This is a genomic window from Sphingomonas sp. JC676, assembly GCF_014489075.1.
In the GTDB taxonomy this organism is placed as follows: domain Bacteria; phylum Pseudomonadota; class Alphaproteobacteria; order Sphingomonadales; family Sphingomonadaceae; genus Sphingomonas.
This window is the reverse complement of record NZ_JACTGR010000001.1, coordinates 690,935-709,047: the sequence shown is the minus strand read 5'-3', so window position 1 is coordinate 709,047 and position 18,113 is coordinate 690,935. Positions and strand designations below refer to the sequence as shown.

The 18,113-nt window shown below is 65.1% G+C and carries 10 protein-coding genes; 5 read left to right on the top strand and 5 right to left on the bottom strand.

The genetic code is table 11. The annotated features are described in order from the left end of the window. Positions 1-45 precede the first annotated feature (45 nt). Positions 46-1,179 (top strand): efflux RND transporter periplasmic adaptor subunit, encoded by a 1,134-nt coding sequence (locus IAG41_RS03275; RefSeq protein WP_187727130.1) that lies wholly within the window; start codon positions 46-48, stop codon positions 1,177-1,179. A gap of 3 nt (positions 1,180-1,182) precedes the next feature. After that, positions 1,183-4,371, top strand: coding sequence for an efflux RND transporter permease subunit (locus IAG41_RS03270; protein ID WP_187727129.1), 3,189 nt, complete (start codon positions 1,183-1,185; stop codon positions 4,369-4,371). A gap of 159 nt (positions 4,372-4,530) precedes the next feature. Here the strand turns inward: IAG41_RS03270 and IAG41_RS03265 are convergent, their stop codons facing one another. Beyond that, positions 4,531-6,000 (bottom strand): PLP-dependent aminotransferase family protein, encoded by a 1,470-nt coding sequence (locus IAG41_RS03265; protein ID WP_187727128.1) that lies wholly within the window; start codon positions 5,998-6,000, stop codon positions 4,531-4,533. 62 nt (positions 6,001-6,062) lie between these two features. Between IAG41_RS03265 and IAG41_RS03260 the strand changes: the two genes are divergently transcribed. Beyond that, positions 6,063-6,680: a YczE/YyaS/YitT family protein gene (locus IAG41_RS03260; RefSeq protein WP_187727127.1), complete on the top strand. Its 618-nt coding sequence runs from the start codon at positions 6,063-6,065 to the stop codon at positions 6,678-6,680. Between the two features lie 125 nt (positions 6,681-6,805). Here IAG41_RS03260 and IAG41_RS03255 read toward each other — a convergent pair whose 3' ends face one another. After that, entirely contained in the window at positions 6,806-7,408 is a 603-nt protein-coding gene (locus IAG41_RS03255; RefSeq protein ID WP_187727126.1) for a FecR family protein, read from the bottom strand. 334 nt (positions 7,409-7,742) lie between these two features. Here IAG41_RS03255 and IAG41_RS03250 point away from each other — a divergent pair, with 334 nt between their 5' ends. After that, complete coding sequence (locus IAG41_RS03250; protein ID WP_187727125.1) at positions 7,743-8,105, top strand: response regulator; 363 nt, start codon at positions 7,743-7,745, stop codon at positions 8,103-8,105. A 54-nt stretch (positions 8,106-8,159) separates the two neighbouring features. Next, the gene (locus tag IAG41_RS03245) at positions 8,160-11,000 is read left to right on the top strand and encodes a PAS domain S-box protein (protein WP_222950465.1); all 2,841 of its coding nucleotides are present in this window, start codon (positions 8,160-8,162) and stop codon (positions 10,998-11,000) included. 34 nt (positions 11,001-11,034) lie between these two features. Here IAG41_RS03245 and IAG41_RS03240 read toward each other — a convergent pair whose 3' ends face one another. The 3 genes from IAG41_RS03240 to IAG41_RS03230 form a co-directional block, all read right to left on the bottom strand. Continuing rightward, positions 11,035-14,808, bottom strand: a complete 3,774-nt coding sequence (locus IAG41_RS03240; RefSeq protein ID WP_187727124.1) for a cadherin domain-containing protein — start codon at positions 14,806-14,808, stop codon at positions 11,035-11,037. Between the two features lie 206 nt (positions 14,809-15,014). Next, positions 15,015-16,376 carry an HlyD family type I secretion periplasmic adaptor subunit gene (locus IAG41_RS03235; protein ID WP_187727123.1) on the bottom strand — a complete coding sequence of 454 codons (1,362 nt, stop codon included), beginning with the start codon at positions 16,374-16,376 and terminating at the stop codon, positions 15,015-15,017. Next, positions 16,373-18,106, bottom strand: a complete 1,734-nt coding sequence (locus IAG41_RS03230) for a type I secretion system permease/ATPase (RefSeq protein WP_316251072.1) — start codon at positions 18,104-18,106, stop codon at positions 16,373-16,375. The genes IAG41_RS03235 and IAG41_RS03230 overlap by 4 nt, the downstream gene beginning before the upstream one ends. Positions 18,107-18,113 lie beyond the last annotated feature (7 nt).

Below are 18,113 nucleotides of genomic sequence, written 5' to 3'. Positions count from 1 at the left end.
TGCCCGGTGCCGCCCTGTCGCGGACCCGGCCGAGGAAATCGACCGATGAAACCGATAATCGCGGCCCTGCCGCTTGCGCTGCTGCTCGCCGCCTGTGGTGGCGCAGGCCCGCCCAACCAGAACCATGCCGAGGCCGAAGCCGGACAAGGCGAAGGCATCGTGACCCTCACGTCTCAACAGATCACCACTGCGGATATCGAAGTCGTCAGTCCGACGATCGGCGGCAATGGCGGCGCGATCGAGCTTCCGGCAACGCTGGAAAGCGACCCGCAGTCGACGCGGATCGTCGCCGCCACCGTGCCCGGTCGCGTCGTCGAACTCCGCCGCAATCTCGGCGACAGCGTGAAGCGTGGCGAAACGCTGGCAGTGCTGGAAAGCCGCGAGGCGGCAAGTCTGCAGGCCGAAGTGCAGCGCGCCGCTGCCGGCGCCGAGCTAGCGCGGACGACCCTTGCGCGCGACGAGGCACTCTACGCCAAGGGTTTCCGGCCCCTGCGCGAAGTCGAGATATCGCATGCCGCCGCCAAGCAGGCCAATGTGGCGCTGCGGCTGGCGCGCGAGCAAGTCGCCGCCAGCGGGGGGCGAGGCGGCAGCTATAACCGCATCGTGATCGCGGCGCCGATCTCCGGCCGGGTCATCGTGCGCAAGGCGGTGCTGGGCCAGCATTTCGCGGCCGACGCCGCCGACACCGAGCTGTTCCGCATCGCCCAACTCGACCGACTGAGCGTTACGCTGTCGCTGTCCCCCGGCGATGCCGGGCGCGTTCGGCCAGGAATGGCGATGCAGATCACCGCGCCTGGGCGCAGCCAGACAGCCAGGATCAGCTTCGTCTCACCGGCGCTCGATGCCGAGACGCGCCAGGTGCCCGCCATCGCGATACTCGACAATCGCAACGGACAGTGGCGCGCGGGCGAGCCGGTCACGGCTTCGATCCAGCTTGCCGGTTCGAACGACGGCACAATCCGCGTGCCATTGACCGCCGTGCAGACGGTACAAGCCAGAACGGTCGTATTCGTGCGCACCGACAGCGGCTTCCGCGCGGTTCCGGTCACGCTCGGTCGGCAGGACGGGGCGATGGTCGTGGTGACCAGCGGGCTCACCGGCCGCGAGCGGATCGCCGCGACCAATAGCTTCACGCTGAAGTCCGCGCTCGGCGCAGCCGAAGCCGGGCATGAGGACTGAGCCATGATCGAACACATCGTCACATGGGCCGTGGAGCGACGCTGGCTGGTCCTGCTGCTCACCGCTATCGCCGCGACCATCGGCAGCATCTCTCTCGCGCGCCTGCCGATCGACGCCGTGCCCGACATCACCAACAATCAGGTGCAGGTGAACGTCGTCGCGCCCGCGCTGTCGCCTGAGCTGATCGAGAAGCAGGTGGCCTTCACGATCGAGACCGCGCTCGCCGGAATCAAGGGGCTGGAGAGCACACGCTCGCTCAGCCGCAACGGCTTTGCGCAGATCACGGCGATCTTCTCGGATTCGACCGACATCTATTTCGCGCGCGCACAGGTGCAGGAGCGGCTGACGGCGGCGCAGGAAGCACTACCCGCCGGCGTGCGGCCGGAAAAGGGGCCGATCGCCACCGGCCTGGGCGAGGTCTATATCTGGACCTTGCGCTATGCCGAACGCAGCCATGAGCAGCACCGCCCTGGCGAGCCCGGACTGCAGCCGGACGGCAGCTACATCACGCCCGAAGGTGACCGGCTGGCGAGCGAGGCCGACAAGGCGACTTATCTCCACACCGTCCAGGACTGGATCGTCGCGCCGCAGATCAAGGCGGTCGAGGGCGTCGCGGGGATCGATTCGCTGGGCGGTTACGAGAAGGAATATCTCGTCGTCCCCGACATGCAGCGCCTGGCAGCACTAAAGCTGTCGCTGGCCGATCTCGCGCGCGCGCTCGAGCGCAACAATGTAGCGACCGGCGGCGGCACGGTGAACCGCAATGGCGAGGGTCTCGCGGTCCGCGCCGATGCGCGCATCCGCAGCCTCGCCCAGCTGCGCGGCACGGTGATCGCGACACGCGAAGGCGTGCCGATCACGCTCGGCCAGGTTGCCCAAGCACGGCTCGGCCAGGGCGTCCGTATGGGCGCCGGATCGGAGAATGGTCGAGAGGTGGTCACCGGCACCGCGATAATGCGGATCGGCGAGAACAGCCGCACCGTCTCCTCGGGCGTCGATGCCAAGCTCAAGGCCATCGCCCCTTCCCTGCCCCGCGACATTGTGATCGAGCCGGTGCTCGACCGCACGAAACTGGTCAACGCGACGATCTCGACGGTGGCGAAGAACTTGGCCGAAGGCGCATTGCTCGTCATCGTCGTGCTGTTCCTGCTGCTCGGCAATTTCCGGGCGGCGCTGATCGCGGCGCTGGTGATCCCGATCACCATGTTGCTCACCGGCTTCGGCATGCTCCAGACAGGAGTATCGGCAAACTTGATGAGCCTGGGCGCGCTCGATTTCGGGCTGATCGTCGACGGCGCGGTGATCATCGTCGAGAACGCACTGCGCCGCATCGCCGAGCGCCAGTACGCCGAGGAACGGACTCTGACCTTGCCGGAGCGGCTCGGCGTCGTCGCTGCTGCGGCGCGCGAGATGATCCGGCCCTCCGTTTATGGGCAGGCGATCATCATCCTCGTCTATGTGCCGCTGCTCACCCTGACCGGCATCGAGGGCAAGACGTTCGAGCCGATGGCGCTCACCGTCATCATGGCACTGGTCTTCGCCTTCGTCCTCTCGCTCACCTTCGTGCCCGCGGCGATCGCGATCGCGCTGTCGCGGCCCGTGGCGGAGAAGGAAGGGCGCGTGCTGGGCTGGCTGCGGCAGCGCTACGAACCGGGCCTGGACCGCGCCATCAAGCGGCCGAGCCTGACGATCGGCGGAGCACTGGGCGCGCTCGCGCTGGCGGCGGGCGCCTATACCACGCTCGGTCAGGAGTTCCTGCCTCAGCTCGACGAGGGCGATGTTCTGGTCTCGGCCTTCCGCGTTCCGGGCACCTCGGTCGAGCAAAGCCAGAAGATGCAGGCGCAGATCGAGCATGCGATGCAAGGCATGCCCGAGATCCGCACCGTCTTCTCGCGCACCGGCACTGCCGAGGTCGCATCCGATCCGATGCCGCCCAACGCCACCGATACTTTCATCATGCTCAAGGATCGTAGGGAATGGCCCAATCCGTCCGAGGAGAAGGCGGCCGTGGTCGAGCGGATCGAGGCGCGGTTAGCACAGGTGCCCGGCCATGCCTATGAGGTCACCCAGCCGATCCAGATGCGGTTCAACGAGCTGATCGCCGGTGTGCGTTCGGACGTGGCGGTAAAGGTCTTCGGCGAGGACTTTGCCGAGATGAACGCGACCGCTGCCCGGATCGCCGGCGTGCTCCGCCGCACTACCGGTGCCGAGGACGTCAAGGTCGAGCAGAGCGAAGGCCTGCCGATGCTCGACATCGCCTATGCGCAGGATCGTGCTTCGCGGCTCGGGGTCACCGCGCAGGATGTCACCGACACGGTCGCCACCGCGGTGGGCGGACGCGAGGCGGGCCGGATCTTCGAGGGCGACCGCAGCTTCCCCGTCGTCATCCGTCTCGCGGACGCCGCCCGGGCCGATCTGGAGACGCTCGGCCAGACGCCGGTGCCGACGCCGGGCGGCAGCTTCGTGCCGCTCGCATCGGTCGCCGACATTCGCGTGGTCGATGGACCGAATCAGATCAGCCGCGAGAACGGCAAGCGCCGCGTTGTAGTGCAGGCCAATGTCCGCGGCCGCGACGTGGCAAGCGTCGTCGCCGATGCAAAGGCGGCGATCGCGAAGGAGGTCCAGCTTCCGGCCGGCACCTGGCTGGAATGGGGTGGCCAGTTCGAGAACCTGGCTTCCGCGCGCGACCGGCTAACCCTGGTGGTGCCGGCCTGCTTTGCGCTGATCATGCTGCTGTTGTTCGGCGCGCTCGGCAACCTTCGCGATGCCGCGATCGTGTTCACCGGAGTGCCGCTCGCGCTGGTCGGCGGCGTGCTCGCGCTGCTGCTGCGCGGCATGCCTTTCTCGATTTCGGCGGCGGTCGGGTTCATCGCGCTGTCGGGCATCGCCGTGCTCAACGGGCTGGTGATGCTGACTTCGATCCAGCAGCTCGTGGCCGAGGGGCGCGACCGCGTGATAGCGGCGCGGGAGGGCGCACTTGCCCGCCTGCGTCCGGTGGCGATGACGGCACTCGTGGCAAGCCTGGGCTTCGTGCCGATGGCGCTCGGCCACGGCGCCGGCGCCGAGGTACAGAAGCCGCTGGCAACGGTGGTGATCGGCGGACTGATCAGCGCTACGCTGCTCACGCTGTTCGTCTTGCCGACACTCTACGCTCGCTTCGGCAGTACTAACCGAGGGCGATCCGTGTTGTAGCCCGGGCGAATCTCGGGCGCCCGGCACAATTGTGTTCCCAGCGTCCGGTCTCGGATTGTTGAACCCCCAGGCGGAATGACCGCATGGACGCAGAGCCGCCCGTGGTCAAACGTCTGTAATTGGGGTCGCTAGCGGTCGTTCGCTTTATGGGTTCACGAGCTAGATCACGCGCTCCGCCGCGAGTTCCCAATCTGACGGATCGGGCACCCGCCCAGGACGTGACCGCAAATGCGCTTCGGCCATGACCAGCCGTTCAACCGCCCGGTCAAGCTCGGTTTCGGGCAAGGTGAATGGCAGGCGGACGAAACGCTCGAACGCGCCGTTGACCCCGAAGCGCGGGCCGGGCGTGATGCGCAGCGACAGACTTCGCGCCATCGCTGCCAGCGCAGAGGCTTCGGGTCGCGGCATTTCCGCCCAAAGCATGAAGCCCCCGGACGGCACTGGCACTCGCCAGTGCGGCAACGCGTCGGCGAGCCGCGTGATCAGATGGTCGCGGCGTGCGCGAATATCGATGCCGACGCCCTCCCCTTTGAGGCTGCCGTCGAGCAGCGCCGCAGTCGCCAGTTGCTCCATGATCGGGGTTGCGACGTCGAGCGTCTCGCGGAGGCGACCCAGCGCGACGATCGTCTGCGCGTCGGCGCGTATCCAGCCGATCCGCAGCCCGCCCCAAAAGCTTTTGCTGACCGATCCGATGCTGATCACCGTGTCGCCCTGCAGGTCATGCGCAGCCACGGGCGGCGGCGCGGGCGCGTCAAGCGCGGTCGCCGCCATCGTCTCGTCGATCACCAGCGGCGTATGGGTAGCGCGTGCCGTACCCACAAGCGCGGCGCGCGTCTCGGAATCCATCATGCGGCCGGTTGGATTGTGGAAATCGGCGATGACATAGGCGAAGCGCGGGCCGGTCTGGCGGAACGCGGCACGGACCGCGTCGATGTCCCATCCCGTGTCAGGCAATCCCACCGGCACGGCGACGCAGCTATGCTTGCGGATCGCGGCGATCGCATTGTGATAGGTCGGGTGGTCGATGACGACGCGATCGCCCGGCCCGGCCAGCAGATGCAGCAGCAGCGACAGGCCCTGTTGCGCCCCGCTGGTCACGAAGATCTGGTCGGGCGTCGTCGGGCAGCCGCGCGCGCAATAGTCCGCGGCGATCGCGGACCTGAGGCGCGGCACGCCGAACACCTCGTATCCGAAGCCGGAGAGATAGGCGGGCATCTGGCCGAGCGCCTGCTCATAGGCATGCCAGATAGTCTGTGGTGCCGGCAGTACGGCTTTGGTCCAGTCGACGACATCGGCCCCCGCTTCCTCGGCCTCGTCGGTCGCGGCGGGCGGGCTGCCCTGTCCCACGCCCGGCAAACGGGTCACGCTACCCGATCCCTGGCGGCTCAGCAGATAGTCTTCGTCGCGTAGCAGGTCGAAGGCGGCGCTGACCGTGGTGCGGCTAACCCCCAGTGCCCGTGCCAGATCGCGCTCGCCGGCGATCCGCACGCCCAGACCGATCCGGCCATCAAGGATCAACAGGCGCAGCGCTCGTGCAAGCTGGCGATAGGCGGCCCCGCCTCCGGCGCTGCCGCGCCATGTCCCGAGCTGACGCGTGAGCGAGGCCGGGCTGAGGGTGTTCATTTCCATAAGGCCAATATCTTGCGATTGGCCCTCAAAAACAATGCCGTTTATGCCTATTGGCTTTCACCATGATCACACGACGCCTCATCCAGCTCCTCTGGGGCCTAGCGCTCTACGGCATCTCGATGGCCTTGATGCTTCGCGCCAATCTCGGTCTCGACCCCTGGGATGTGCTCCATCAGGGGCTCGCGCCGCGCATCGGTCTCAGCTTCGGCATGACGGTGAACCTGCTAGGGCTGATCGTGCTGTTGCTGTGGATTCCGCTGCGCCAGCGCCCCGGTATCGGCACGGTGCTCAACATCCTTATCATCGGAACGGTAGTCGACTTGTCGCTTCCGCTACTGCCGGCGCCGGAGGGCTATCCCCTGCGCTTCGCGTTCCTGATCGGAGGGATCGTGCTCAACGGGATTGCCGGTGGTGCCTATATCGGTGCCGGCCTCGGGCCCGGGCCGCGCGACGGACTGATGACCGGCATATCCGGTCGTACCAGCTGGCCGATCAAGCTCGTCCGGACGGCAATCGAACTCAGCGTGCTTGCGACCGGCTGGCTGATGGGCGGCACCGTCGGCGTCGGCACCGTGCTGTACGCGCTGACCATCGGCTGGGTGGTGCACTACGCCCTGCCGTTCTTTACGCTGGGCCGCAAACAGGCGCTCGCCGTGGACCCTGCCCCCTGTTCAGGGTGACACTGGACCGCGAGACTACAAGCCGCCGATACTTGCCCGGTTGGACGGCCCCGGCCTAGCTAACGCGCGGCCTCACAGTGCGGTTCGGGACCCTGCAGCACGACCTGCGACCTTTCCCGCCGGACCTAGAGGCCGAACGCGCCCGCCAGGGCGTCTGCGAGCGCATCCGGATCGCCGACCTTCAAGCCACCCGTGACCTTCAACGCGCCGAGCGCCGGATCGGCGAGCGCGATATGCCGCGCCGAATAGCGATTGGCGGTGGCGATCACCTCGCGCAGTGGCGCCCCATCGAAGCCGATCATTCCCGCGGCCCAGCCGAGCTCGCCCGGCTTCGAAGGACGCGGTACGGCGCGCGAAGCACCCGGTTCGAGGGCAAGGCTCTGCCCCGCTGCAAGATGGACAAGCACTGGGGCCGGTGCGGACTCCGCGCGCATGCCACGAATATCGACCTTGCCCTTGAGCAAGGCGATCTCGATCCGACCATCAACCAGGCAGACATCGAAGGTCGTACCCGTCGCCACGACCTCGCGATCGCCGGCAGCGACGACGAACGGGCGCGCGGCGTCGTGCATGACCTCGAAGCGCGCCCTGCCCGCCTGCAACTGGATCCGCCGCTGGCCGGACGCGAAGCGCACAGCGAGCCGTGTTCCAGCGTCGAGCGTGACCAACGTGCCATCCTCGAGCCGAACCTGGCGGATGCCGCCCTTCAGTAGCGATGACAGCGTCACGAGCGCCCAAATTTTGCTGCGCGGGACCGGCGGCGAGGTGAGAATGCAAGTGGAATTGCGAGCAATTTTCGCAAATATTACAACCGTTATGGTCTTAATATTGCGCAAATCTTAGCCAAATTATCGTAATATCGCGAAATATTTACTGAGATATCGTGAAAATTGGGTCGCGGGTAGATCTTGGGTAAAGTGTGCTTGTCGCTTACGCCAAAGGGAAATCAGCCTATATTTCTATAAACTATTTGGATTTTATGCCAATTGTAGTAGGAATAAAAACAGGGGAAGCGGTGTCGAGAGCTATTGCCATGCCAATTCCGCAAACGAACCCAAGCTGATGGCAACCTTCCTTATCGTGGACGACGATCAGTTTGTGAGCCAAAGCGTTGAGTGGCTTGTAAGAGACATGGGCCACTACACGTTGCTGGCGACGGACCTCGCTGGCGCACTTCTGCATCTCAAGAATTCTCCGGCCATAGACGCCCTTATGATCGATATCCGGCTCGGGGCGCTGGCGTCTGGCGGCTACGATGTTGCCGATCATGCAATCAGTCTCAGGCCCGCGTTGCGTGTGCTGTACATGTCCGGAACCCCCCTGACGCCCGAGATGGCGACGCACTTTGTGCGCGGCGGCCAGTTTCTCGAAAAACCCTATTCGGTTCAGCGCCTTGAACGTTCCGTCAACGAGCTCCTTCACTGACATTTACCAGCTGCGGTCTTAGTCGGTCTCGCGGTTGACGCTCCAGACAGGATAGTGCCAATCCCCCATTCTCAGGCCGATCCGATTTTTACGACAGAAGCGAAAGCAGAGGGTTCGCTCTCGCCGGGTACAACGCGCTTGGCGCGCGGCCAGACTAGGGATTCTGCACTCAAGGCGGATGCGCTGCAGAACGCGATCTTCAAAAGCGCGAACTTTTCGAGCATCGCCACCGATGCGAGCGGTGTGATTCAGATCTTCAACGTCGGCGCAGAGCGCATGCTGGGCTACACGGCCGCTGAGGTGATGAATACGATCACACCCGCCGATATCTCCGATCCGCAAGAGTTGATCGCGCGTGCCCAAGCGCTGAGCGAGGAACTCTCGACGAAGATCACGCCAGGCTTCGAGGCATTGGTGTTCAAGGCGTCGCGCGGAATCGAAGATATTTACGAACTGACCTACATTCGTAAGGATGGGACGCGGTTTCCGGCTGTTGTCTCGGTGACTGCGTTGCGCGATGCGCAGGACGCAATCATCGGATACCTGCTGATCGGCACCGACAACACCGCTCGGAAGCAGGCCGAGGAAGCGCTTCTCCAGGCTGGCGCCCTGCAGAGTGCGATTTTCAACAGCGCCAATTTCTCGAGTATCGCTACCGACGCCCAAGGTGTGATCCAGATCTTCAATGTCGGGGCCGAGCGCATGCTGGGCTACACCGCCGCGGACGTCGTGAACACGATCACCCCGGCGGACATATCCGATCCCCAGGAACTGATTGCACGCGCCAAGGCCCTGAGCGCCGAACTCGGCGCCGATATCACGCCGGGCTTCGAGGCCCTGGTGTTCAAGGCATCGCGCGGGATCGAAGACATCTATGAGCTGACCTATGTCCGCAAAGACGGCACAAGGCTTCCGGCTGTCGTCTCGGTGACGGCGTTGCGCGATGCCTTGGGCGCCATCATCGGCTATCTCTTGATCGGCACCGACAACACGGCCCGCAAGCTGGTCGAGGAGGAGCAGAAGAAGTCGGACCAACGACTTCGCGACCAGCAATTCTATACGCGCTCGCTGATCGAATCCAACATTGACGCGCTGATGACGACCGACGCTTTCGGCATCATCACCGACGTCAACAAGCAGATGGAGGCACTGACCGGCAGTACCCGCGACGAGCTGATCGGGGCGCCGTTCAAGGATTGCTTCACCGATCCTGACCGGGCCGAAGCCGGCATCAAGCGCGTGTTGGGGGAGAAATCGATCACCGACTATGAGCTGACGGCACGTGCCCGGGACGGGAAGCAGACGGTCGTCTCGTATAACGCGACGACCTTCTACGACAGGAATCGCACGCTCCAGGGCGTTTTCGCTGCAGCGCGCGACGTGACCGAGCGCAAGCGCGTGGAAGGAGAACTGCAGCAGGCCAAGGCGGCCGCCGAGAGCGCGAGTCGCACCAAATCCGATTTTCTGGCCAGCATGAGCCATGAGATTCGGACCCCCATGAACGCTATCATGGGGATCGCCGACCTGCTCGCCAAAACGCCCCTCAATCCTGAACAGGACAAATATGTTCAGATCTTTCGGCGTTCCGGCGACAATCTGCTCAACCTCATCAATGATATCCTTGATCTCTCCAAGGTCGAGGCATCGCAGCTGGATCTGGAGCGCACCGGCTTCTCGCTGAACGATCACCTTGAAAAAGTGCTCGAAATGGTCGCTTCGCGCACCCAGGAAAAAGGCCTCGCCCTGGAATGCGAAATCGACCCTCTCGTGCCCAACGATCTGGTTGGCGACCCCACCCGGCTGCGGCAGGTCCTCCTCAATCTGCTCGGAAACGCGATCAAATTCACCGCCCGCGGAGGCGTCTCTCTGAAAGTGGAACCGGACATGGATAGCGCGGTGCCGACGGCCTTGCGCTTCACGGTTTCGGATACCGGTATCGGGATCGCAAATGACAAGCTGGTTCGTGTTTTCGAGCGCTTCATCCAGGCTGATTCCTCCACGACGCGCAGGTTCGGCGGATCGGGCCTGGGGCTGACAATCTCTAAGCGCCTGGTCGAACTGATGGGAGGCCGCATCTGGGTGACGAGCGAAATCGAGAAAGGAAGCGTGTTCGCCTTTGCCGTCCCGTTCGAGGTCTGGGCAGCCGGCAATCGGCCGACCAGCGCCCCGGCCGACGCCGACTCTATTACCCCGATGCGCCCACTACGCATCCTGATGGCAGAGGATTCGCCGGACAATTGTACCATCACCCTGGCCGATCTTGAGGACACGCCTTACCAGATCGACGTCGCCGAGACCGGGCTGATCGCTTGCGATATGTTCAAGGCTGGACGGTACGACCTGGTGCTGATGGACCGGCAAATGCCGGTCATGGATGGATTGACCGCAACGAGGACCCTTCGAGCTTGGGAGAGTGCTCACGGTCGTGCACCGACCCCGATCATCGCGCTGACCGCTTCGGCCCTCAAGGGCGATCGCGAGACCTGCCTGGCAGCTGGCTGCACGGCCTATCTGACGAAACCCATCAAGCAGGAGGTCCTGCGCCAGGCGATTATGGACCATTCCGCCGGATCACTGGCGTCTGCCGAGCATAACGGGTCGCAGGTCAGGGCGATACGGGCGACGGAACGATTGGCCGAAATGGTGCCCGCCTATCTGGAAAGCTGCCGGCACGATATCAGTGTCATGTGGGATGCGCTGGGTCGCGATGACTTTGAAGCGGTCTCGATCTTTGGTCATAATCTGCGCGGATCGGGCGGTGGGTTCGGCTTTCAATCGATTACTGATCTAGGGGCGGAGCTCGAGCAGGCGTGCAGCGATTCCGACCTTGACGCAGCACGCGCCCTGTTGCCGCGATTGACCGCCATTCTGGATCATCTGGCGCAACAAAATTGATCTGAGAGACGTCCGGGCAGCTTCCGGCCGTGTCTCAGAAAATATCGGTGCCCGCGAATGCTCCGAGCGTGTTTAGCCCAGTGAGTATCACCGCCTGATCGACCACATGATCCCCGTTGGCGTCCCAGAACAGCCATCCGTCAGTCGCGCCCGCGACGAACACGACCTGCGCACCGCCGTTCGCGAGCGCCTGCGCGGCGGCCAAACCGTCGGCATAAGCTGACGTCGCGACCGCGGTTTCGGCATAGCCGGCCGGCGACCCGCTGAAGATGTCGATGTCGATACGATCGACGCCGGTGGCGAAGTCGGCGATCGTGTCAGTGTTGCCCGCATTGGCGGAGGTGTCGCCAAACGCGAAGACGAAGACGTCGGCATCGGCGCCGCCGGTCAGCAGGTCTTTACCCTTGCCGCCGACGAGCGTGTCCGTGCCCGCCTGGCCACGCAGCGTGTCATTCGAATCGCCGCCGTCGAGCCAGTCATTGCCGACGCCGCCGTCGAGCACGTCGACCTGCGCCCCGCCGAACAGCGTATCGTTGCCGATATTGCCAGTGAGCGTGTCGTTGCCGTCGCCGCCTTCGAGAATGTCGTCGCCCGATCCGCCGTCCAGATTGTCGTCGCCGGCGAGGCCCCAAAGATGATTGGCCGCGCCGTTGCCGACCATGATGTTGCCGACCGTGTTGCCAGTTCCGTCGATCGCGCCGCTGCCGGTTAGCACCAGCTTCTCGACCTCACTGGCAAGCGTGTAGGTGACCGAGGCATTGACGAGATCAATACCTCCCCCCGCAAGCTCGACGACCAGATCGTCGTTGCTGCTGTTGCCGTCGTTCGACCAGGTATCGACGAAATAGGTGTCGTTCTCGGTTCCGCCCTCCATACGGTCGGCACCGGTGCCGCCGTCGAGCGAATCGCTGCCCGCACCGCCCTGCAGCAGATCGTTCCCGGCATTGCCGGTGAGCACGTCGGTGCCTGCGCCGCCAATGACCGTGTCGCTGCCGTCGCCACCCGAGATGATATCGTTGCCATTGCCGCCGTCGAGCAGGTTGTCGCCGATATTGCCGGTGAGGGTGTTGCCGAGATCGTTGCCCCAGCCGGCGATGCTCGCGATGCCGGTCAGCGTCAGATTCTCGACATTGTCGGCCAGGCGATAGCTGGTCGAGGCGAACACCTGGTCGGTGCCCGCCCCCGCCGCCTCGATCACCTGGTCGTCGTCGGGCGCCCAGCCATTGTCGGACCAGGTATCGACATAATAGGTGTCGTTGCCGACCCCGCCGTCCATGTAATCGGCGCCCGCGCCGCCATCGATGCTGTCGTTACCCCCTTTGGCGGAGATCGTGTCGTTGAGCGCGGTGGTCTGATAGGCGATCGCAGCGGTCGGCGAGAAAGTCTCGTTGGCGCCATTGCCGTTCAGCGTGCGACCGATCTCGTTGACGTCGCCGATCGAGACCGCAAGCGCCTGCTGATCCACGAACGTCCCGTCGGTCGCGGACACGATCACGTCATAGACATTGTTGGCGCCGACATCGAGCGGATGCTCGTAATCGGGGGCGTTGACGAAGCGGAGCACGCCGGTCAGCGCATCGATCGTGAACAAGGCCGCATCGGCACCGCCGGCAATCCCGTAGCTGAGCGGCGGGCCGTCGGGATCGGTCGCGCTCACGGTGGTCACGAGCGTACCATTCTCGAGCACCGACTGCGAAGCGGTGGCGCCGCCACCGTTCGAGCCGATCACCGGCGCAGTGTCGTTGAGATCGAGCACGGTCAAGCTTAGCGCCTGGTTCGTCGTGGCGACGCCGTCGCTGACACCCACCGTGACCAAATAGACATTGTCGCCATTGGCATCGGCCGGCGCCTCGCGATCGGGCGCGGTCACGAAGCGCAGCGCTCCGGTAGCCGAATCGATCGAGAACAGCGCCGCGTCGTCGCCGCCGGTGATCAGATAGGTGAGCGGGCTGCCATCGGCATCCGTCGCGGTGACGGTCGTCACCGCCGTCGAATTCTCGTTGATCGTTGCCGCCGCGGTGGCACCGCCGCCGTTCGACGTGAGCACCGGCGCATTGTCGTTGGTATTGGCGACCGACACCGACAGCGTCTGCCAGAAGGAATTCACGCCGTCGCTGGCCGATACGATCACCTGATAGACATTGTCATGATTGGCATCGGTCGGCGCTTCGTAATCAGGCGCCGAGACAAAGGACAAAACCCCGGTCGCGGTATCGATGGCGAAGCGCCCGCCGTCGGCGCCGCCAACGATCGCATAGGTCGGCGTGTCGCCGTCGGGATCGGTCGCGCTGATCGTCGTGACGACCAAGCCGTTCTCGTCGATCGCGGCACTGGCCGTGCGCCCGCCGGCGATCACCGGCGCATTGCCGTCTGCAAGGTCGCCGACCGTGATGGTCAGCAATTGCTGCCCGATTCCGCCCGCGCCGTCATCTGCCGCAACCAGGACGACATAGCTGTTGTCGCCATTGGCATCGACGGCGTTCTCGAAGTCCGGTGCTGCCCGGAAGGTCAGCGCGCCCGTGACGCCGTCGATCGCGAAGAACGCCGCATCGTCGCCGCCCAGGATGCGATAGGTCATCGACTGGCCGACATCCGGATCAGTGGCCTGCACGACCGCGACCGGCAGCAGGCCGTTCTCGTCATAACTCACCGCCGCAGTCGCGCCGCCGCCATTCGAGACGATGGTGGGCGGGATGCTGAGATGCGTCGCGTCGATCAGCATGTCGGCGAACTGGAAGAACTCGACATTCTTGAGCGTGTCGGACCCATCGGGGCCACCGGCGCGCTGGTCGGTGAGTGTAACGCTCCCATCGACGTTGGTGCGCAACAGATAGTCGGCGCGATTGCCGCTGAAGATGACCGTGTCGGTCTCGGTGCCGCCATCGATCGTGTCATCGCCCGCGCCCGCGACGATCGTGTCGTTCCCGGCCTCGCCAGCCACAGAATCGCGACCGGTTCCGCCATCGAGAAAATCGTCATCGGCGTTGCCATGAAGCTCGTCGTTCCCGCTCATGCCATAGAGCTGGTCATTGCCGGCGCCGCCCTGCAGCTTGTCGTTGCCGGTGTTATTGGCGTCGTCGCCATAGAGGATGTCGTTGCCCGATCCGCCGAGCAGCGCATCGTTGCCCTCGCCGCCGTAGAGCTGGTCATTGTCGTCGCCGCCGTCGAGCGTGTCGTCGCGGCCGCCGCCATAGAGGATGTCGTCGCCCTTCTGGCCGTACAGCGTGTCGTAGCTGCGGCTGCCGTCAGCGCCGAAATCGTCCCCATAGATGCGGTCGTTGCCGTCGCCGCCCTGGATCGTGTCGGCGCCCGCGAAGCCGACGATCAGGTCGTCGCCCGCCTCGCCATAGAACACGTCGGCGCCCGCGCCACCGATCAGCGTGTCGTTGCCGTCGCCTGCATAGATCTTCATGTCCTTGGCATAGGCAACGCCGCCGGGGCCGTGCGCGGTGAGATCGACGATGTCGTCGCCGCCGCCCATGTACATCAGCTGGATACCCTGGAAGCCGCCCAGGCCGTCGTTGAAGCCGCCATTATTGTAGGCAACGAAGTCGTTGCCGTTCGACCCATAGATCGCATCGAACTTGTCGCCGATGATCAGATCCATCGACCCGTTCACGTTCGTGCCGGTGAGCTGGAAGATCGCGCCCGTGGCGGTGTGCAGCGAGGTGTTCCAGACAAAGCTGGCGAACAAGATGTCCACCCGCAGGTCGTTCGGATTTGCGCTCTTGTTGAACAGGTAAAAGCTGTCCGCTCCGCTGGTTCCGCCGAGTGTCTGGCTACCGAGCACGTTATAATAACTTGCCATTTTAACCCCGCCACGATCACCGTATCAATCCGGGACTCTAATTCATCGGTCTGGTGATGGCATCCCGCCCTCACGGATGGCGCCCCGTCCTTGCGGCTGTGCCCAAATGGCCGGATCTTCGACGAATAATCCCGGGGATTGTCCAAGAGGACAGGTCCGTGCGACCCCGCGCAGGCCGGTCGTATCCGTTGGACCTTCGCCCGCGCTCAATGCTCGCGGAAAGAGGACCAGAACGCGCCGATCAGCGGCTCGAACGCATAGTCCAACGCGGTACGCTTGCGCAGCGGGATCAGGACCTGCACAGGCATGCCGGCGCGAAGTTCGAAATCATAGCTGCGATACTTGTCGAGCACACGCAATTGCTCGGGCGGCACGGTCACCTCGCCGGTGAAATAGCTCTGGCCGCTTTTCTCGTCGACGAAGCTGTCTGCGGAGAGCCGGGTCAACGTGCCCGCGATATCGGGCAGACGCCGATCGTGCAGGCCGGGAAATTTGACGCGTGCCTGTTGGCCGACCCGCAGATCGTCGGCGTCATCGGGCGAGATCCGTGCCTGGATCCGCAGCGGCGAACTTTCGGGCACGATGTCCATCAGCTTCTGGCCGGGCGCGATCACCCCGCCCGGCGTGAAGATCGACAGGCCCACCACCGCGCCCGTCGCCGGCGCCCGGATCTCGGTTCTTGCCAGCTGGTCGCGTGCGGCGGCGAGCTTGGGCAGGGTCTCGCCGAGCTGATTCTCGACCAGGCGCAGATCGGAGGCGGTGCGTTCGTGGAAGGTACGATCGGCCTCGATCATCTGGAGCTGGCTCTCGCGTGCCGCGCCCATTGTCTGCGCAATCCCGGCCGAATACTGCCCGCGCTGGCCCTGGAGCTCCGCCCGGGCCCGCTCGAGCGCCCGGATTCGGGTCTTGGAGACAAACCCCTTTTCGGCGAGCGGCGCTAGCGCACGAATCTCCTCGTCGATGAGGCGCAGCTGTTCCCTGGCCGACACCACCTGGTCGCCGAAGCCGCGCCCCTGTGCGCTCGACTGAACGGTGCGCTGCGCGAGTGCATCGCGCTGCGACGACAAGGTTGCCAGGCGGGCGCTGAGCTCAATCTGCTGGAGCTTGAGCGCGATCGACGCCTCCAGCCGGTCTTCCGCGCTGAGCGATGCGAACTCCGCTGGCGGCTTGATCTGCGCTTCGCCGAGCTGCTCGGCCTGCAACCGCGCACGCTGGGCAAGCAGGCGTATCGCCTCTGTGGCCAGGGCACGCTCCTGCGCCCTGACCTCGGCGGCGGCGAGACTCAGCAGCAACTGGCCGCGTTCGACGCGTTGGCCCTCGCGGACGAGGATCTCGCCGACCACGCCGCCGTCGCGATGCTGGACCGACTGGCGCTGCCCTGACACGACCAGCGTGCCCGGCGCATAGGCTGCCGCGTCGAGACGGGCGAACGCCGCCCAGCCCCCGAACACGAGGAAGAACAGCGCGGCGATGAGGGTGCCGACACGAATGTCGCGGCGCGGGCTGGCGAAGGTCACCATCGTCGGAACGACGTCGACGGTGGTGGGCAGGAGCGCGGGGACGTTCATCCGGTTACCCCTGCGGCGGATCGCGGCATCTGCCTGACATTGGCCGGCCGGATCTTGGGCAGAATCTCGTCGCGCGGCCCGAACAGCTCCATGCGGCCGTCGCGCAACACCAGCATCTTGTCGACCACGGGCAGGATGCTGAGCTTGTGCGAGACGATCAGGATCGTGCGCCCCTCCGCCTTGAGCCGGGTCAGCGCTGCGATGAGCGCGCTGTCTCCCTCCGCATCGAGATGCGCGTTGGGCTCGTCAAGGACCAGCAGCGCCGGATCGCCATAAACGGCGCGGGCCAGCGCGATACGCTGGGCCTGCCCTGCTGAAATGCCGCGACCACCGAGCTGGAGCTGATGGTCATAGCCGTTGGACAGCCGCTTGATCAGTTCTTGGGCGCCAACCTTCGCCGCGGCGGCGACCACGGCTTCGTCGATCACTGCGATGTCGGTCTCGAGCTCCAGCGCGAAACGGCAGATATTCTCCTTCACCGTGCCGGCGAACAATGCCGAATCCTGGGGCAGGTAGCCGATATGCGTCGCCAGCCGCTCCGGATCCCAGTCGCGAGCATCGGCGCCGTCGATCCGGATGGTCCCACGATCAGCAAGCAGCGCGCCGGCGATCACGCGGATCAGTGTCGACTTGCCCGCACCGCTGGGACCGACGATCGCGACGACCTCGCCCGGCTCGACCCGGAACGACACGCCACCCACGATTGCACCGTCACGCGTATCGTTCAGGACCGTCACGTTTTCGACGCGCAACGCGCCCTTGGGCGCGGGGAGGCGCGTCGGCTGGATGCCCGACAAGGTGCCGTCGAGCAGGGCGCCGAGATTGCGGTAGCTCGTTCGCGCCTGGATGATCGACCTCCAGGTGCTGATCAGCATCTCGATCGGGGCGAGCGACCGCGTGATCAGGAACGCGGCGGCGAAGATTGCGCCGCCCGATATCTTGTCGTCGATCGCGAGCAGCGCACCCAGGCCGAGCGCCAGCGATTGCAGCGCGAGGCGGGCGAACTTGCTTGTGGTGACATGTCCGCCGGCGGCAAAGCTCGCCTCGGTCTGGAGCTGCAGTGCCGACTGTCGCTGCCGCAACTGCCGGGAGACCAGCGCTCGACGCATGCCAAGCGCCCGCACCGCATCCGCCGATCCCAATATGGCATCCTGGCTGGCATAACTCCCGACGGCGACGGTCTGGGCCTGATCGAGCTTCTTGCGCGTCGCACGCTCGTTGCGCCACGCGATGACGGGCAGAAGGACGGCGGCGAACAGCGCGAGCAGCCCCAGCCAAGGATGGACCAGGAAGCAGAGCAGGACATAGATCGGCGTCCAGGGCGCGTCGAACAGCGCGATGATCGCCGGGCCGCTCAGCATGGCGCGCAACGCATCGAACTCCCGCAATGCCTGGCGCGAGATCGGTAGCTCAGGCCGGCCGAGCGTCGCGTCGAGCAGCAGGGGCGCCAGCATCGTGTCGAGCGCCACCCCGGCGCGCACCAGGAGGCGCGCGCGAATGCGGTCGAGCATCGACAGCGTGACGAGCGCGAACAGCAGCACCAGGGTCAGGAACAGCAATGTCTGCACGCCGCGGGTCGGGACCACCCGATCATAGACCTGCAGCATGTACAAAGTCGGCGCGATGTAGAGCAGATTGACGAGCGCGCTGAACCAGGCGGCCGCAACAAAATGGCGGCGGCAACGGACCAGCGCGCCGCGCAACACTCCCGATGCGACAGGATCGCTCACCTGCGCG

Bases quoted from the DNA above. Each gene is read 5' to 3' on its own strand.
- IAG41_RS03275 (WP_187727130.1), top strand. From the start codon at position 46: ATGAAACCGATAATCGCGGCCCTGCCGCTTGCGCTGCTGCTCGCCGCC.
- IAG41_RS03250 (WP_187727125.1), top strand. From the start codon at position 7,743: ATGGCAACCTTCCTTATCGTGGACGACGATCAGTTTGTGAGCCAAAGC.
- IAG41_RS03260 (WP_187727127.1), top strand. From the start codon at position 6,063: ATGATCACACGACGCCTCATCCAGCTCCTCTGGGGCCTAGCGCTCTAC.
- IAG41_RS03270 (WP_187727129.1), top strand. From the start codon at position 1,183: ATGATCGAACACATCGTCACATGGGCCGTGGAGCGACGCTGGCTGGTC.
- IAG41_RS03240 (WP_187727124.1), bottom strand. From the start codon at position 14,808: ATGGCAAGTTATTATAACGTGCTCGGTAGCCAGACACTCGGCGGAACC.
- IAG41_RS03265 (WP_187727128.1), bottom strand. From the start codon at position 6,000: ATGGAAATGAACACCCTCAGCCCGGCCTCGCTCACGCGTCAGCTCGGG.
- IAG41_RS03235 (WP_187727123.1), bottom strand. From the start codon at position 16,376: ATGAACGTCCCCGCGCTCCTGCCCACCACCGTCGACGTCGTTCCGACG.